The organism is Mariniluteicoccus flavus (assembly GCF_054776655.1).
The window spans coordinates 1-15,369 of the sequence record NZ_BAAHBN010000019.1 but is presented as its reverse complement, the minus strand read 5'-3'; the positions used below and the strand labels follow the sequence as shown (position 1 = coordinate 15,369).

12 protein-coding genes and 1 pseudogene are annotated in these 15,369 nt (G+C 64.8%); 6 read left to right on the top strand and 7 right to left on the bottom strand.

Features of this window, described 5'->3' with window-relative positions; translation table 11 throughout:
- The first annotated feature begins 9 nt into the window (after window positions 1-9).
- Window positions 10-1,176 carry a nucleotide sugar dehydrogenase gene (locus ACYVAG_RS17275; protein ID WP_460771741.1) on the top strand — a complete coding sequence of 389 codons (1,167 nt, stop codon included), beginning with the start codon at window positions 10-12 and terminating at the stop codon, window positions 1,174-1,176.
- On the opposite strand, the gene ACYVAG_RS17270 is transcribed toward ACYVAG_RS17275, so the two are convergent.
- Genes ACYVAG_RS17270 through ACYVAG_RS17245 form a run of 6 tightly spaced genes read right to left on the bottom strand, consistent with a single transcriptional unit; the run spans window position 1,161 to window position 8,060 of the window.
- Window positions 1,161-3,053, bottom strand: a complete 1,893-nt coding sequence (locus tag ACYVAG_RS17270; protein WP_460771739.1) for a GNAT family N-acetyltransferase — start codon at window positions 3,051-3,053, stop codon at window positions 1,161-1,163. The genes ACYVAG_RS17275 and ACYVAG_RS17270 overlap by 16 nt on opposite strands.
- Window positions 3,050-3,646 (bottom strand): sugar transferase, encoded by a 597-nt coding sequence (locus ACYVAG_RS17265; RefSeq protein ID WP_460771737.1) that lies wholly within the window; start codon window positions 3,644-3,646, stop codon window positions 3,050-3,052. Before ACYVAG_RS17265 ends, ACYVAG_RS17270 begins: the two co-directional genes overlap by 4 nt.
- Window positions 3,643-4,794, bottom strand: a complete 1,152-nt coding sequence (locus ACYVAG_RS17260) for a DegT/DnrJ/EryC1/StrS family aminotransferase (protein WP_460771735.1) — start codon at window positions 4,792-4,794, stop codon at window positions 3,643-3,645. Before ACYVAG_RS17260 ends, ACYVAG_RS17265 begins: the two co-directional genes overlap by 4 nt.
- A gap of 19 nt (window positions 4,795-4,813) precedes the next feature.
- The gene (gene wecB, locus ACYVAG_RS17255) at window positions 4,814-5,923 is read right to left on the bottom strand and encodes a non-hydrolyzing UDP-N-acetylglucosamine 2-epimerase (RefSeq protein WP_460771734.1); all 1,110 of its coding nucleotides are present in this window, start codon (window positions 5,921-5,923) and stop codon (window positions 4,814-4,816) included.
- The gene (locus tag ACYVAG_RS17250) at window positions 5,920-7,032 is read right to left on the bottom strand and encodes a polysaccharide biosynthesis C-terminal domain-containing protein (protein ID WP_460771732.1); all 1,113 of its coding nucleotides are present in this window, start codon (window positions 7,030-7,032) and stop codon (window positions 5,920-5,922) included. Before ACYVAG_RS17250 ends, wecB begins: the two co-directional genes overlap by 4 nt.
- Window positions 7,029-8,060 (bottom strand): polysaccharide biosynthesis protein, encoded by a 1,032-nt coding sequence (locus tag ACYVAG_RS17245; RefSeq protein ID WP_460771729.1) that lies wholly within the window; start codon window positions 8,058-8,060, stop codon window positions 7,029-7,031. The genes ACYVAG_RS17250 and ACYVAG_RS17245 overlap by 4 nt, the downstream gene beginning before the upstream one ends.
- A gap of 150 nt (window positions 8,061-8,210) precedes the next feature.
- Here ACYVAG_RS17245 and ACYVAG_RS17240 point away from each other — a divergent pair, with 150 nt between their 5' ends.
- The 5 genes from ACYVAG_RS17240 to ACYVAG_RS17220 all read left to right on the top strand — a co-directional run bounded on the left by ACYVAG_RS17240 (window position 8,211) and on the right by ACYVAG_RS17220 (window position 14,738).
- Window positions 8,211-9,494 carry a glycosyltransferase family protein gene (locus ACYVAG_RS17240; RefSeq protein WP_460771727.1) on the top strand — a complete coding sequence of 428 codons (1,284 nt, stop codon included), beginning with the start codon at window positions 8,211-8,213 and terminating at the stop codon, window positions 9,492-9,494.
- Window positions 9,494-10,786: a hypothetical protein gene (locus ACYVAG_RS17235; RefSeq protein WP_460771725.1), complete on the top strand. Its 1,293-nt coding sequence runs from the start codon at window positions 9,494-9,496 to the stop codon at window positions 10,784-10,786. The genes ACYVAG_RS17240 and ACYVAG_RS17235 overlap by 1 nt, the downstream gene beginning before the upstream one ends.
- 206 nt (window positions 10,787-10,992) lie before the next feature.
- Entirely contained in the window at window positions 10,993-12,045 is a 1,053-nt protein-coding gene (locus ACYVAG_RS17230) for a glycosyltransferase family 4 protein (RefSeq protein WP_460771723.1), read from the top strand.
- A 49-nt stretch (window positions 12,046-12,094) separates the two neighbouring features.
- Window positions 12,095-13,564, top strand: a complete 1,470-nt coding sequence (locus tag ACYVAG_RS17225) for a lipopolysaccharide biosynthesis protein (protein ID WP_460771721.1) — start codon at window positions 12,095-12,097, stop codon at window positions 13,562-13,564.
- 7 nt (window positions 13,565-13,571) lie between these two features.
- Window positions 13,572-14,738, top strand: coding sequence for a polysaccharide pyruvyl transferase family protein (locus tag ACYVAG_RS17220; protein ID WP_460771719.1), 1,167 nt, complete (start codon window positions 13,572-13,574; stop codon window positions 14,736-14,738).
- A gap of 150 nt (window positions 14,739-14,888) precedes the next feature.
- Here ACYVAG_RS17220 and ACYVAG_RS17215 read toward each other — a convergent pair.
- Window positions 14,889-15,239: pseudogene (locus ACYVAG_RS17215) on the bottom strand (transposase); the annotation flags it as partial.
- Window positions 15,240-15,369: the final 130 nt, after the last annotated feature.

The window sequence follows — 15,369 nt, the reverse complement described above, 5'->3', positions numbered from 1 at the left end:
ATGGCCCTTATGCGGATCGCGGCCTTCGGTATGGGTTATGTCGGCATGGCATCGGCGGTGCTGTTGTCGCAGCGCCACGACGTCGTGGCCGTGGACATCGACGAGTCCCGCGTACGCGCGATCTCGGAGCGGCGCTCGCCGATCGTCGACCCCGACATCGAGGAGTTCCTCGCGACGAAGGACCTGCGGCTGACAGCGACGACGGACGCGGCGGAGGCCCTGGCGGGCGCGGACTTCGTGATCATCGCGACGCCGACGGACTACAACACCGAGACCCAGTATTTCGACACCTCCACCGTCGAGAAGGTCCTCGCCCAGGTCGCCCAGCACGCGCCGGCCTCGACGGTCGTGATCAAGTCGACGATCCCGGTGGGCTTCACCGAGCGCGTACGCCAGGACTTCCCCGATCAGAAGATCCTGTTCTCGCCGGAGTTCCTGCGCGAGCTGCGTGCGCTGCACGACAACCTGCACCCGTCGCGCATCGTCGTCGCCGACCCGTGCCCGGAGGCGGAGACCTTCGCGAACCTGCTGAAGGAGGGCTCGCTCGACGAGGACACCCCGGTCATGCTCGTGGGCGCGACCGAGGCCGAGGCGATCAAGTTGTTCGCCAACACCTACCTGGCGATGCGGGTGGCGTACTTCAACGAGCTCGACACGTACGCGGCCACCCACGGCCTCGACACCCGCCAGATCATCGAGGGCGTGGGCCTGGACCCGCGCATCGGGAACTTCTACAACAACCCGTCGTTCGGCTACGGCGGCTACTGCCTGCCGAAGGACACCAAGCAGTTGCTCGCGAACTACTCGGACGTCCCTCAGACCTTGATCAAGGCGATCGTGGAGTCGAACACCACGCGCAAGGATTTCGTGGCGTTCGACATCATCGCCAAGCAGCCGAAGGTCGTCGGCATCTACCGCCTGGCGATGAAGGCGGGCTCGGACAACTTCCGGGCGTCGTCGATCCAGGGGATCATGAAGCGGATCAAGGCCAAGGGCATCCCGGTGGTCCTGTACGAGCCGCTGTTCGAGGGCGACTCGTTCTACAACTCCGAGGTCGTGAAGGACCTCAAAGACTTCACCTCACGCTGCGACTTGATCGTGGCCAACCGGATGGTCGACGAGCTCAAGGACGTGGCCGACAAGGTCTACACCCGCGACCTCTACGGCCACGACTGATCGGGGATATCGGCCTGCGATCTAGTCCGGGAACGGAGCGTCGTCGTGTAGGTGTTCATCCGCCGTCCCTGCGGAGTGGTGAACTGGTAGTGGAGCCTCCATCCGAGACGGGCGTAGAACCGGTTCACGGCTTCATTGGCGTCCCGATCGGTCGTCAGGTACGCGGCCCGGCCACCACGCGCACGAACCGCGTCCAGCCAACGCTCCACCAGGTCGGCGCCGATGCCCGATCCCCTTTCAGCGGGGTCGACGCAGATGGAGGAGAGCAGGGCCCCCTCCGGCATCGAGCCTCCGGCCTGCCCGCGGTATCGGACCGCTCCGAGGAGGCGGGGGACCTTTCGCGGATCCCTGATCGCAGCCCGGGCGCTCGCCAGACCGAAACCGACCACGCGCTTCAGGAGCAGCCGCTTGAAGAAGGACTCCGGTTGGGTGCTGCCCACCACCGCCCCGACCGCGCGGTCCCCCCGACGAGCGATCACCGTCACGGCCGTGTAGTCCTGCAGGAAGGCGGCATAGAACTCACGCAGGAACGGTTCCCCGAGTGAGCTGAGGAAGAACTCGGGGAAGGCCGCACGGTGCAGTCGCGCGAGGTCTGGGACATCGCTGGACCGCAGTGGGCCATATGAGAACTCGTCGTCAGTCGTGTCCACGTCATCTCCCTGTCCGGCCGCCGCTCGGAGCGACGCGGCAACGGCCTCGGTACCAGCAGCCAACGAGAAGTGCTCGCGGTAGAAGCGCTCCGCAGCGACGCCCTTGGCGGCGAGCCCCTCGCGTCCCAGCGAGCACGCCGTCCTGAGCTGGGCGGCCACCGAGTCAACATCTGGATCCGCCACGAGGCAGGCCCCCGAGGCTTCGGCGACCTCGGCGACGTCCCCTTCGGCAGAGACCAGCAGGGGCTTGCCTGCCGCGAGCCCTGCCTGTGTCTTGCTGGGCATGGTGATCCTGGACGCCTCGTGACCCCTGAGTCCGACGAAGTTGATGTCGGCGGTGGCGCAGAGCTGCGTCATGCGTTCCTGCGGGACCCGACCGATGAACCGCACGTGGGGTAGGTCGGAGGCATGTGCTCGGAGAGCCTCCTCCTCGGTGCCCGACCCTGCGATGACACACACGTACGAGGGGTCGCGGACTTCCCTGCAGGCGTCGACAAGGGTTTCCAGACCCTGCGCCTGGCCCAGTGCGCCGGCGTACAGGACCACAAGGCTCTGCGGGTCGATCCCGAGCTCGGCCCGCATGTCGCTCGAGGAGGGGTGGAACACCTTCTCATCTGCCCACATCGGGATGTAGCGCAGCTTCTCCCGGGCCACGCCACGACTCGCGAGCACCGGACCGACGCCGGGGCTGATGTAGGCGACCCTGGCCGACATGGCATACATGGCGCCACACCAGGCGTGCAGGAGACGGTCGGCGGCTGCACCGGCCAGACCCTGCGGAGCGACACCGCTGGCATAGAGGGTGTCCGGCCAGAGGTCGAGCACATGGCACATCTGGGGGATGCGGCGCAGCCGATTTGCAACCATCGGCAGGATCAACGTGATGGGGGAGTAATTGACCCACACTGCGTCGCAGTCTCGGAGGACCGGGCTGCCGAACACGGTGGCGCTGACAGCGAACGAGCCGTAGTTCGCAAGCCGTTTGACCGCCGACGCGTCGTGGCTGGGGTAGAGGGCCACCCTACGGATCCTGACGCCATCCACCTCTTCGTCGGTGAATGGGCGAACACGATACCCATCCATGATCCGACCGGTCGGGTAGTTCGGGAAGCCGGTCACGACCTGCACGTCGTGGCCGAGCCAGCGTAGTTGCTGCGCGAGCATGGTGGGCAGCTGGGCGGGTCCCGGCTCCGGCGCGTACCACTGGGTGAGGATGCCGATCTTCATCGCACGATCGCCTCGAAGGTCCGAAAGATGATCTTGATGTCTTCGAGGAGAGAGGGGTTGCGTGCGTACTCAGCGTAGAGGGCCACCTTCTGCGGGAGGATGACTTCTCGGTAGTAGCGATCGGGGTCGGACCGCCGTCCGAGGATCTCCGACTCGTGACGGAACTCGATGCTGGCGGGATCGGTGATCCCGGGCCGGACCGAGAGGATCTGGGTCCGTTCCGGCTCGGGCCACAACGCGACGTACTCAGGAACTTCGGGTCGTGGGCCCACGAGACTCATACGGCCCTGCACGACATCGAGGAGTTGCGGGAGCTCGTCGATCTTGGTCTTTCGGAGGACAGCCCCCACGCGCGTGATGCGATTGTCTGCGCCAACGGTGATCGATGCTCCGGGGGCCGCGTGACGCATCGTGCGGAACTTCCGGATCAGAAACTCCTGCCCGGCTAGCCCCACCCGGCGCTGTCGGAACAGGACCGGTCCGGGCGAGTCGAGCTTCACGGCGACCGCGGCGCCGACGAGGAGCGGGGACGTCAGCGCGACGCCAACAGCGGCTGCGGTCACGTCGAAGATACGCTTGGCGACAGTGGTCACGACAGGGCCTGTCGAAGGGCCGCGATGGTCTTGTCGACATCGTCATCAGTCATGCTCGAGAAGACGGGCAGGCTGAGGACCCGGGCGAACTCCGCCTCGGCCACCGGGAAGTCCGCGGCGGACAGCCCGCAGGTATCGCGCCAGTACGGCTGCTTGTGGAGAGGGATGAAGTGGACGCTGCACCCCACGCCGAGCTCGGCCATGCGGGAGATCAGATCGTCACGGCCCAGTGGTGACGACGCCTGGAGGCGCGGCATGTAGAGGTGCCAGGAGTGTGAGTCTTCCGGCCGCGCGTGTGTGGGGAGCTGCAGCGGGAGATCGGCGAGGGCCTCGTCATAGCGGGCGGCGATGGCAGCTCGACGATCGGCCATCTCCTGCGCGCGTCGAAGCTGTACGCGGCCGATTGCTGCCGCAGGATCGGTGAGGTTGTACTTGAACCCGGGGGCCACGACCTCGTAGAACCATGACGGCTTGTTGCTCGTGTAGCGATCGAAGACGTCCCGGTTGATCCCGTGGAGACGCATGGTCCTGATGCGCGACGCGACGTCTTCGTCGTGGGTCACGACCATCCCGCCCTCACCGGTGGTGATCGTCTTGGTCGCGTAGAAGCTGAAGACCGTGGCGTCCGCCACGCGGCTCTGACCAGCGAGCTGTCCACGCCACCGTGTAGGGATCGCATGCGCGGCATCGCGGATCACCCGCAGTCCGTGGCGGCCCGCAAAGTCCGCGAGCCGGCCCTCGTCGAGCGGCAGGCCTGCGAGGTCGACGGGGATGACGGCCTTGGTCCGCGACGTCACGAGTCGCTCGGCGGCGTTCCAGTCCATGTGGAGCGTCTCCGGGTCGCTGTCCACGAAGACCGGATCGGCACCCACGTAGCGGATGACCTCCGCCGAGGCGGTGAACGTCCAGGTGGGCACGAGAACTTCGTCGCCTGGCCCCACCCCGAGGGCCTCGATCGCGAGGTGGAGGCCGGCGGTCGCGGAGTTGGTGGCGATGGCGATGGACTCGTTGCCGATGAACTCGGCGAAGTCCGACTCGAATCCGGCGGCGATCCTGCCAGTTGTCAACCATCCGCTGCGGATCGCGTCCGCTGCGGCCTGTACCTCTTCCTCCGTGATGTCCGGACGGGCAAAGGGGACGAATGACATTGCGCTCGATTCTCGTGGGTTATCGGAGGCCGGACCAGAACTTGTGCCGCGAGCTGGTGGACAGGATGAAGTTCACGGTTCGCTCCGACGTGTTGTCGATCGCGTACTCAGCGGGGATGACTGCAGCGGAAGTGGCGTTCAGAACCTGCTCGACGCCTTCGACGACATTCTGGGGATCCAGCCCGACCATGATGATCGCGCCCGTGTCGAGGGCCTCGGGGCGTTCGATCGAGTCACGCAGCGTGACCGCGCGGAAACCGAGGATCGACGACTCCTCGGAGATGGTCCCGGAGTCGGACAGGACCGCCTTCGCGTGGAGCTGGAGGTGGTTGTAGTCGTTGAACCCCAGCGGCTTGTGGAAGATGATCCGCTCGTCGACCTCGCGTCCCAGCGCCTCGAGGCGGTTGCGCGTACGCGGGTGGGTGGAGACCAGGACCGGCAGGTCGTACTTCTGGGCCACGGCCTCGAGGCAGTCGAGCAGGGCCGAGAGCCGTTCGGGCTTGTCGACGTTCTCCTCGCGGTGGGCGCTGACGAGGAAGTAGCCCCCGTCGGTGAGCTCGAGGCGCTCGAGCACGTCGGATGCGTCGATCTTGTCGCGCTGGGCGAGCAGGACCTCCTTCATGGGCGAGCCGGTGAGGAGGATGCGGCGGGGGTGCAGACCCTCGGCGAGGAGGTTGCGTCGTGCGTGCTCGGTGTAGACGAGGTTGAAGTCGGCGACGTGGTCGACCATGCGCCGGTTGGTCTCCTCGGGCACGTTCTCGTCGAAGCAGCGGTTGCCGGCCTCCATGTGGTAGACGGGCACGCGCATGCGCTTGGCCATGACCGCGGCGATGCACGAGTTGGTGTCGCCGAGCACGAGGACGGCGTCGGGCTGCTCGTCCTTGATGACCTTCTCGACGCCAGCCAGCACGCCGCCGAGGACGGCGCCGAGGCTGGAGGTGTCGACGTTGAGGAAGTGGTCGGGCCGGCGCAGGCCGAGGTCTTCGAAGAACACCTCGTTGAGCTCGTAGTCGTAGTTCTGGCCCGTGTGGACGATCACGTGGTCGACGCTGGCGTCGAGACGCTTCATGACGGCGGCCAGGCGGATGATCTCGGGGCGGGTTCCGACGACGGTCATCACCTTGGTCACTGCGAGCACTCCTTCGAGTCGACCTTCACCCAGAACGTGTCGGGGTTCTCCGGGTCGAACAGTACGTGGGTCCAGAACTGGGTGAGGACCTCGGTGTCCCCGGTGTTGGTGATGTTGTGGGTCCACATCGTCGGCATGTCGATCGCCACGGGCTCGTCACCGCTGACCTCGAACTCGACGAGCTCCTCGGTGAACATCTTGCGCAGCGCGATGCGGGCCGTGCCCGAGAGAACGGCGAATCGCTCGATCTTCACTAGGTGGTAGTGGTCGCCGCGGGTGATGTCCGGCACGGTGGTGGACACGAAGCTCTGGCCCTGGCCGCCGTGGGAGCGGATGGTCTCGACGAGCCGGCCGCGCGGGTCGGACTTCGGGTCGAGTCGGATGGGGTAGTGGTCGGGGAACAGCGCGGCGCGGTAGGTGTTGAAAAGCGCCACGTCGAAGTCGCAGGTGAACGGCGGGATCTCGCCCCGCACCGGGTAGAGCTCGTGGAAGGTGCACAGCAGGTCCCACACGCCCTGGACGCTGGTGGGGTGTCCCTCGGGCTCGGTGACGGTCGATTCCGTGGCGGCGAGGCCGTCCATCAGGGCCTGGGCGGCGTCCTGGACGTGCAGGAGGTTGATCGGACGGTCGTTGATCGTCGGCGGCTCGTCCTTGATGCGCCAGTCGACGAAGTTCGCGACGAACGAGTTGTACTGGGGGCGGCAGTGCTCGCCGAACAGGTTCGGCAGGCGTACGTCCACGAACACCGATCCGGTCTCGGCACAGGCCGTACGCAGCACCTCGGCGGCGGCGGCCTTGCCGTCGCCGTACGGGGTCTCGTTGCCGGCCTGGATGGAGTTGGCGAACACGACCACCGGCGGCTTCGCGGCGGAGCGGGCGGCCTCCGCGACGTCGTGGGCCAGCTTGGCGTTGCCCTCGCTGAGCTCGTCGGGCTCGGCGCGGTTGACGCCGGCGACGTGGATGATGGCGTCCACGTCGGACGCGAGCTGGGGCAGGGAGTCCCAGTTGTCGCGGGTGACGGCAACGACCTCGTGGTCGGTGAGGGCGTGCAGGCGGCAGCGGGTGTGCCAGCCGAGGAAGCCCCCGGCGCCGGTCAGGAGGACCTTCATCGGAGGGCCTCCACCAGCTGCTGGATCTCGGGGAGCTTCATGAGCAGCTCCTTGGTCCCCTCGACGTCGAGGCGGCGCGCGTTCTCGGAGTCGTAGTCCTCGTCGCGGTTGATCTTGCGGTCGCCCTCGTCGAAGTACAGCTCGTACTGCAACGAGCGGGCATCGAGCGGTACGCGGAAGTAGTCGCCCTGGTCCTCGGCCTTCGCCATCTCCTCGCGGCTCAGGAGGGTCTCGTGCATCTTCTCGCCGTGACGGATGCCGATGGTGCGCAGCTCGGCCTCGGGCTGGCCCATGACGTCGGCGACCGCCTTCGCCAGCGTCTCGACGGTGGACGCCGGGGCCTTCTGGACGAACAGGTCACCCGGCTGGGCGTTGAAGAAGGCGTGGAGGACGAGGTCGACGGAGTCGGCGAGTGACATCAGGTAGCGCGTCATCGACGGCTCGGTGAGTGTCAGCGGCTTGCCCTGCTGGAGCTGCTCGACGAACAGGGGGATGACGGAGCCGCGGGAATACATGACGTTGCCGTAGCGTGTCAGCGAGACCGTCATCTGCGAGTCGGGATGGTTGCGGGCGAACGCCTGGACGGTCTTCTCCATCAGGGCCTTCGACATGCCCATGGCGTTGACCGGGTAGACGGCTTTGTCGGTAGACAGGCACACCAGCGACTTCACGCCGGCCGCAGAGGCGACGTCGAGCACGTTCTGGGACCCGATGACGTTGGTCTTCACCGCCTGCTGGGGGAAGAACTCGCACGAGGGGACCTGCTTCAGCGCGGCAGCGTGGAAGACGTAGTCGACGCCCTCCATGGCCGGCACGATCGAGTCCTTGTCGCGCACGTCGCCGAGGAAGAAGCGGAGGCGCTCGTCACCGAAGCGGCGGCGCATGGCGTCCTGCTTGGCCTCGTCACGGGAGAAGATGTTGATGCGATCGGCACCGTTGTTGACCAGGTGGGTCACCATCGTCGACCCGAACGATCCGGTTCCACCGGTGATGGCGAAGACCTTGCCCTGCAGCGAGACGTCAGTCACGTGCGTTCCTCCCGTAGATTTTCTGGGTGAGCGAATGCAGCATGGCACTCGCCGAATCGTTCGATAGCCTAGGGCACCAGCCGCGAAACGGGTGTTGAATGCCGTGCTCAATCGGGTAGCGCGTGGCGATCAGATGAGAGGAATCACATAATGAGGGCACCCCGCGTTCTCGTGGTGACAGTGAACGCTCTCTCGACGACGTCCAACAACGGGAAGACCTTTTCCTCGTTCTTCGAGGGATACCCGAAGGATTCGCTGGCCCAGCTGTTCTTCCACCGTGAAGTTCCCACGTCGCCGGTCTGCGACAACTACTACCGCATCGGCGACGAGGAATTCGTTCGCCATCTCGTGCGACGTCGTCCCGTCCTCGGAGAAGTCGCCGAGCGTGGGGACGCCGTGGACTTCCTGGTGCCCCAGGACGCCATCAATGTGGCGAAGTCGTCGGAGACCATCCGCATGGCGCGCTCGCTCGTGTGGACGCGGCTGGACTTCACGGCACCGGGAGTCACCGAATGGCTGGACGATTTCGCGCCGGAAGTGATCTTCTTCTGCGGCGGTGACGCGAATTACCTCTACCGCCCCGTGCTGGACCTCGTTGAGCGGTTCGATGCCAAGCTCGTCTACTACATCACCGACGACTACGTCCTCGACCGGGAGGACGCCTCCTTCATCGAGAGGCGCAAGCGTGCCTGGACCCGGCGACTCTTCATCGAGACGGCGCGCAGGAGCGATCTCGTCCTGACGATCGGGGACGAGATGTCGCGGGTCTACCGGGAGACGTTCGGGGTCGAGTCCGAGCAGATGATGAACCTCGTCCACCTGCCGGAGAGGCTGCAGGCGCGTGCAGAGGTGACGCACACGCCGGCGCGGCTCGCGTTCGTCGGTGGGCTTCATCTCGAGCGTTGGCGGAGCCTGCTCTGGATCGCCGATGGCCTGGAACGTGTCTCACCCGAATGCGATGCGATCCTGGACGTGTACAGCCAGTCCGTACCGGAAGAGGTGGCCAAGGCGTTCCAGGCGCATCCGCGGTTACGCTACGCGGGCTCCCTCGACGCCGACGCGGTGCCCGGCGTGCTCGAGAACGAAGCGGACGTGCTGGTGCACGTCGAGTCCTATCTCCCGGAGGCGCGCCACGCGACCGCGCTCTCGGTGTCGACGAAGATCCCTGAATACCTGGCAGCCGGCAAGCCCGTGCTCGCAGTGGGACCGGGCGAGGTGGCGTCTCTGCGCTATCTGAGCGAAGGGGGCGCTGCCTTCGTGGTCCCCACCGAGTCGGACGATGTGCTCGACCAGCAGCTCCGCTCCGCCCTCACATCCGCCCCCGAGCGGGAACGCGTGGTGGATCGTGGGTTCGACCTGCTGCGGGCCAACCATGACGGTGGGGCAAGGCGCACGTGGTTCCACCGCAGGTTGCTGGAGATGCGGAGTCGATGATGACGCAGATTCATGCCCCTACCGCTAAGGAGCCAAGGGTCGAGCCGCGTCCGCCTGAGGGGATCGGGGCCTTCGGGGCGTTCCACTTTGCTCTCGGGCTGATCGTCGTTCTCTGGCTCAATTCCGGAACCGCGGAAATCGTCCTAGGGAATATTGCAGGCATTTACAAGTGGCTGGGGGCAGCCGCCTGGCTCGGGCTGTCTCTCTTCGAACGGCGCCACAGTGCTCGCTTGGTGTCCACCGGTTGGCCGCTGGCCGCTTTCCTTCTATATGCCGCCTTGGTCTTGGACAGATCGGGGGGTGCCGAGCGTGCCATGCTGCAGAACTTCGCATACCTGGTCGTGGCATTCGCGCTGTACTCCTTCTATTCCCGGCACGCCGTCCCCGCATACCGCGCCATCATCGTCGGGATCGTGATCCTCGACATGATCGTGGTGGGGGTTCGCACCTGGCTCGAGCTCAACATCAACCCCGAGGTCTCGCGATACCTGGCTACCGGTGGCGCTTACGAGGACGTGGCGGCAGCCACGGAGGGACTCTGGGGCATCGGTGGGTACGCGTACGCCTACGCGATGCCTCCGCTCCTCCTTGTGTTCCTGTTCCATGCGCTCACGCGCCAACGATTTCGCCGGGCGGCGTGGGTCGCGGTCGTCGTGGGCACGGCCCTTCTGATCAAGATGGCCTTCACCATCGCTGTCCTGCTGTGGGTCGCGTGTGCAGGTCTCCTGATCCTTCGCCATCTGGTTGGACGAGAGAGGCGCGCCTTGGCATACCTCTGTGTCGCAATCTCGCTCGGGATGGCGTGGCTCATCGCTCCTGCGCTTCTCGCAGAACTGGGTTCTTCCGACTTGCTGCCAGACGTCTTGACCGTTCGCCTGAATGAGGTGGCTGATTGGCTGGCAGGGAGCCACAGCGACAACAGCGACCTCGGCGCCCGTGCGGACCGGTATCTGTCGTCCTTGGCCGTCTTTGCGGAACACTGGCTGGGGGGCGTGTCTGTCACGGGTCGGGGAGTCGAGGAGATCGGCGGACACTCGGCGTGGCTTGATGGTTTGGCTGTGTTCGGGATCTCGTTCCTCCTGCTCTGCGGTTTTCTTTGGAGCGTTTGGCGTGACCAGAAGGACGCGGTCGGCGCGGAAGCGGCGCCAGTCCTGAATATCGTGTGGGGATACTTCGGCGTCCTCGGCATGGTGAACACCATCTTCTTCGCCCACATCATCCTCGTCTGGATGGTGATCGTGCCGTTCTTCCTCGCGGGGAGCGAGGCTTCGAGACGAAAGCAGGCCGGATGAAGTCACTGTGGATCACGAATGCCCCGATTCCGGCGGCGGCAGAGGCCTTGGGCGTGCCACCCTCTCGGTTCGCCACCTGGATCGAGTCGGCCCGACACGGACTGGCGTCAGAGCCCGATCTCGACATCGCGATCGCCTTCCCTAGTCCGGGTGCTTCTCGGTGGGGGCGTGGGGCAGACGGATCCGAGTATGTCTCCTTTCCCCCGATGGATTTCGGCGCTGGCAGGAACGGAGAGGAGGAGTTCTCCCGCATTCTCAAACGTGTGCAACCCGACCTGGTGCACATCTTCGGCACTGAGGCGGGCCACGCTCTGCCCGCCGTCGATGCTGCGCGGGCGCTCGGCATCCCGGTCGTGGTGGGGTTGCAAGGGCTCACATCGACGATCGCCCAGCACTACACGTCGGGACTTCCCCCTTGGGCCGTGCATGGTTTCACGGTCCGTGATGTGGTGCGGCGGGAGAATACACATCTGCTGCGATCGAAGTACGCCTCCTGGGGCCGGGAGGAAGTTGAGACTCTGAGGCGCGTGCAGTACGTGATCGGACGCACGACCTGGGATCGGGCGGTCGCAGAGCTTGCCAACCCAGACGTGCGCTACTTCAGCGTGCCCGAGACGATCCGCCCCGCCTTCTATGAATCCGCATGGAACTTCGAGTCCTGCGATCCCTACTCCATCTTCCTGTCTCAAGGGCACTACCCCATCAAGGGACTGCACTTTGTTCTAGAGGCTCTACCGGCGATCATCGAGCGTTACCCAGCAACGCGAGTTGTGGTAAGCGGGCACCCTCCACGCGGGGAGGGAATCCGTGGTCGACTCAAGCAGACGAGCTACGCAGCCTATCTCTATCGGCTCATGAATCGGCATGATATTCGTGACCGAGTGCGTTTTGTTGGAGTCTTGGATGAGGGCCAAATGGTGGAGCAGTATCTGCGGTCCCATGTATTCGTCTCGGCGTCGACGGTGGAAAATGAATCCAACTCGCTGAGTGAGGCCAAGCTGCTCGGACTTCCGGCCGTGGCATCTTACGTCGGTGGCGTCGTCGACAGGTTGGAGCATGGACGGGACGGATTCTTCTACCAGCACGACGCTCCCTACATGCTGTCACATTACGTGAACAAGTTGTTCGGGGATCGTTCACTGTGCGAGGTCATGGGTGCTGAATCCCGCAGGCGAAGTTTGGTGCTGAATGATCCACTTGCGAACGCAAAGCTAATGGCCGAGGCGTATCGGCACATCGTGGATCCTGCGCGTGCCTAGGCGGTCGAGCGCATGGGGGGCCAGCGGTGGTCAGATCGTTCGCGGCGCCATGCTCTCATATCTGGGAATTGGCTTGGCCATTGTCTCCGGATTGGTGGTGACGCCACTTCTGGTGCGTTACCTAGGTCGAGAGGATTACGCAATCTTCTCCCTCGCTAATTCGGTTGTCACACTGCTCGCATTCGATCTCGGTCTGAACTCTGCCGTCGCCCGCTTTGTAGCGACAGCTGAGGCTAGGGCATCGCGACGCAGGACGTTGCAGGTGCTGCGGATCATCCACAAGGTGTACTGGGTCTTGGACCTGCTCTTTCTCGCCGTGTTGCTGCTCGTGTGGCTCAACGCATCCCGCGTCTTCCCAGCGCTAGAGGTCGCCCAGCTGGAGCGATTCCGTACGGCCCTATTGGTCGCGGGACTGGTGATGGTGGCCAGTTTCCCGCTGCAACCAGCAAACGGCACACTGCAGGGGCTTGAACGGTTCGTGGCGCTCCGAGGGAGCGATGTCGCTTGGCGCATTCTTGGAATCGCGGTCGTATTGGCAGTGGTGGCGGCGGACCTCGGTCTCTACGTCTTGGTAGCCGGGACAGCGGCGGTCACCCTGGTCATCGGGTTGTTCAGAGCCGTTGTGTGCTGGCGCGCCGGGGTCTGGACATTTCGCTCACCGCGAGCAGATCGGGATCTGCGGCGGGAGGTCGCCAGCTACACGTCCTGGTCGTTCTTGGTCGCCCTTGGAATGCGCATGATGGTCATGGTGATGCCGAGCGTGCTCGCAGCCCTCTCGGGAGCCCATGCTGTAGCGGGGTTCGCTATCGCGGCCATGATCGAAGGCTACGTCTGGCTCATTGCCAATGCTGTCAACGGGCTCTTCCTGCCGAAGGTGGCGCGATTGATGGCGGACGAAAACCATGTCGAGTTCGAAGCGCTGGCAATCCGGGTCGGGAGGTTCCAGCTGATCATCCTGGGGTTGGTTGTCGGGGGGGTCGCAGCCTTCGGTAAAGAGTTCATGAGGCTGTGGCTGGGGACCGGCTTCGATGACGTGTACCTGATCTGTCTGGCTCTCATCGTGCCCAGCCTGGTGGTGCAGACTCAAGAGGTGGCCATGTCCGCGTTGGTCGCCCGGGGCGAGATCCGCTACAGGGCTGCTTGTACCGCAGTGGCCGCGGTGGTCAACCTGTCCGTCGCCATGCTTCTGGTCCCTGGAATGGGTGCGCTGGGGGGAGCGATATCGGTGGCCTGCGGATCCGTCGTCGGCTACGTGATCGCCATGAACATGGTCTATGCGCGCGTCCTCAAGTTCGGTGTGGCGAAGTTCTTCTCAAGCGTCCATCTGCGGATTCTCCCCCTTGTGGGGATCTTGGCTGTGGTTTTCCTGCTCGTAGATGCCGCTGTGGGCGGCGAGAGCCTCTGGGCGTTCGTCCTGAGCGTGTTCGGGTTCTTGGCGGTATATGGCGTCGTCGTCTGGCTCTTGGTGCTGGATACTGATGAAAAGTCTTTTGTGAAGGGGCTGGTGGGCCGCGGATGAGGGTCGCATGAAGAGCACCGTTGTTAGTTTCTTCGACAGCGCCAACCTTGGTGACTTGCTGATCGGCCAGTCTCTTCTGGGGTTCGCGAAGCAGTTTGGGGACGCGGTCCCCCTCTCGTTCAGCGGCGATCCGTTCCGGATCGTGGACCCCGAGAGTTATCGCTCGGTCGAGGTCGAGAGGTTCTCGACCGCCCGAATCGGCTGGAAGTCGCGGTTCGCCGCCACCGGGCCTGGCTCGTTCGTAGCCGGCGTCATGCGATCTCGACGTCCTGACCATCGCCGTTTGGAAGCGATGATCGAGGGCTCCGATGTCATGCTGCTTGGTGGAGGCAACATGATTTTTGACCTCGAGGCATGGACCCGTTCATGGGATCGATTCCGATACTTCCAACAGATGGCTTCGCGGTTACGAGTGCCGACGTTCGCCATCTCCTTGGGGATTGGTCCGTTCGCGACCGTGGCGCAGCACAGGGGGGCCTGCCGGGTCTTGGACCGGTGTGACGCAATCACCTTCCGGGACACTGCCTCCCTTGAACTGTATTCCCAGTACGGCCGCCATTCTGCGCAGGTAAGTGTGGATCCGGTGCTGCTCATGTCGCAGTCCGCTCCGCGGCCCTGCTCGTCGAAGCGGACGATCGCTTGGAACCTGGTGGAACCCCGTCTCTTGGGGGAAACAGGGGCGGCTGGCCGGCAAGAGTTGAAGGAGGAGTGCTTGGCGGCGGTCGGTGGATGGCTACGCCAGGGATACGTGGTGAATCTGTTCTCGACGGATGGGGCTGATGCCCAGTTCTTGAACGAGATTCAGAGTGAACTGTCAGATCCGGGGTGCCAGCTGGTCCCAGTGACGGGGTTGCAGTCCCTGTTGGACTTGTATTCCCAATCTGACGCAGTGGTGGCCGGGCGCATGCATTCCCTGATTGTGGCATTCACGCAGGGCCTGCCGATCGTAGGACTGTCTTGGCAGCGCAAGGTTTCTGCTTTCTTCTCTCTGCTGGATCGTCAGGACCAGATGGTCGACTACATGACCGGCTCACTCGCGTCTTTGGACTCCAAGTTGGAAGCCGCACTTGCTGCACCCGACCGGTTCTCCATCACTTCGTCCGACAGGGCTCGTCTGCAATCGCTACATGACGTGGACAGGGCCGTGATGGAGGGGTTCGCGGTGCCGCGTTGACTCCGTCCCGGGCCGATGGGGCCCGCTCAGTCGTGCCCCAATCCGGTGGCTAGCTGCGGACCAGCCTCCCCACGGCGATCTTGGCCCCCAGCGCCTCCCACGCGGTGCACGGCGAGGGGGCGTGAGGAACGAACTGGTGACAGGTTCGGTTTAGGCCGCGAGCGTGAGCGGCTCGGCTAGCTTGGCTTCGAACTCGATGGGCGTCAAGCCGCCGAGGGTGTCCTGGACTCGTTGCCGGTGGTACTTCCGCTCGATCCAGACGACGATCGCGAGTCGCAGCTCCTGCCGTGTGTCCCAGCGCTGCTGGTTGAGCACGTTCGTTTGAAGAAGCGACCAGAAGCTCTCCATCGCCGCGTTGTCCCCGGCGGCGCCGACGCGGCCCATCGATCCGACCATGTCGTGACGGCGCAGCTCGCGGGCCATCGCCCGGCTCCGAAACTGGCTGCCCCTATCGGCATGCAGGATGCAGCCGGCGACCTCACCGCGGCGCGCGACGGCGTTTCGGGCTCATCCCAAAGCAGGGTGGGTTCTGAATCCGCCGGTCTCGAGTAGGCATCGGGCGATGTAGTTGGTGAGGTTGCGGAAGCCCAGGGCAGAGCCGCGGAGGTGTTCGAGCCGCCCGTTCAGGGCT

Bases quoted from the DNA above. Each gene is read 5' to 3' on its own strand.
- ACYVAG_RS17250 (WP_460771732.1), bottom strand. From the start codon at position 7,032: ATGAAGGTCCTCCTGACCGGCGCCGGGGGCTTCCTCGGCTGGCACACC.
- ACYVAG_RS17230 (WP_460771723.1), top strand. From the start codon at position 10,993: ATGGATTTCGGCGCTGGCAGGAACGGAGAGGAGGAGTTCTCCCGCATT.
- ACYVAG_RS17235 (WP_460771725.1), top strand. From the start codon at position 9,494: ATGACGCAGATTCATGCCCCTACCGCTAAGGAGCCAAGGGTCGAGCCG.
- ACYVAG_RS17275 (WP_460771741.1), top strand. From the start codon at position 10: ATGCGGATCGCGGCCTTCGGTATGGGTTATGTCGGCATGGCATCGGCG.
- ACYVAG_RS17240 (WP_460771727.1), top strand. From the start codon at position 8,211: ATGAGGGCACCCCGCGTTCTCGTGGTGACAGTGAACGCTCTCTCGACG.
- ACYVAG_RS17225 (WP_460771721.1), top strand. From the start codon at position 12,095: ATGCTCTCATATCTGGGAATTGGCTTGGCCATTGTCTCCGGATTGGTG.
- ACYVAG_RS17270 (WP_460771739.1), bottom strand. From the start codon at position 3,053: ATGAAGATCGGCATCCTCACCCAGTGGTACGCGCCGGAGCCGGGACCC.
- ACYVAG_RS17220 (WP_460771719.1), top strand. From the start codon at position 13,572: ATGAAGAGCACCGTTGTTAGTTTCTTCGACAGCGCCAACCTTGGTGAC.
- ACYVAG_RS17260 (WP_460771735.1), bottom strand. From the start codon at position 4,794: ATGTCATTCGTCCCCTTTGCCCGTCCGGACATCACGGAGGAAGAGGTA.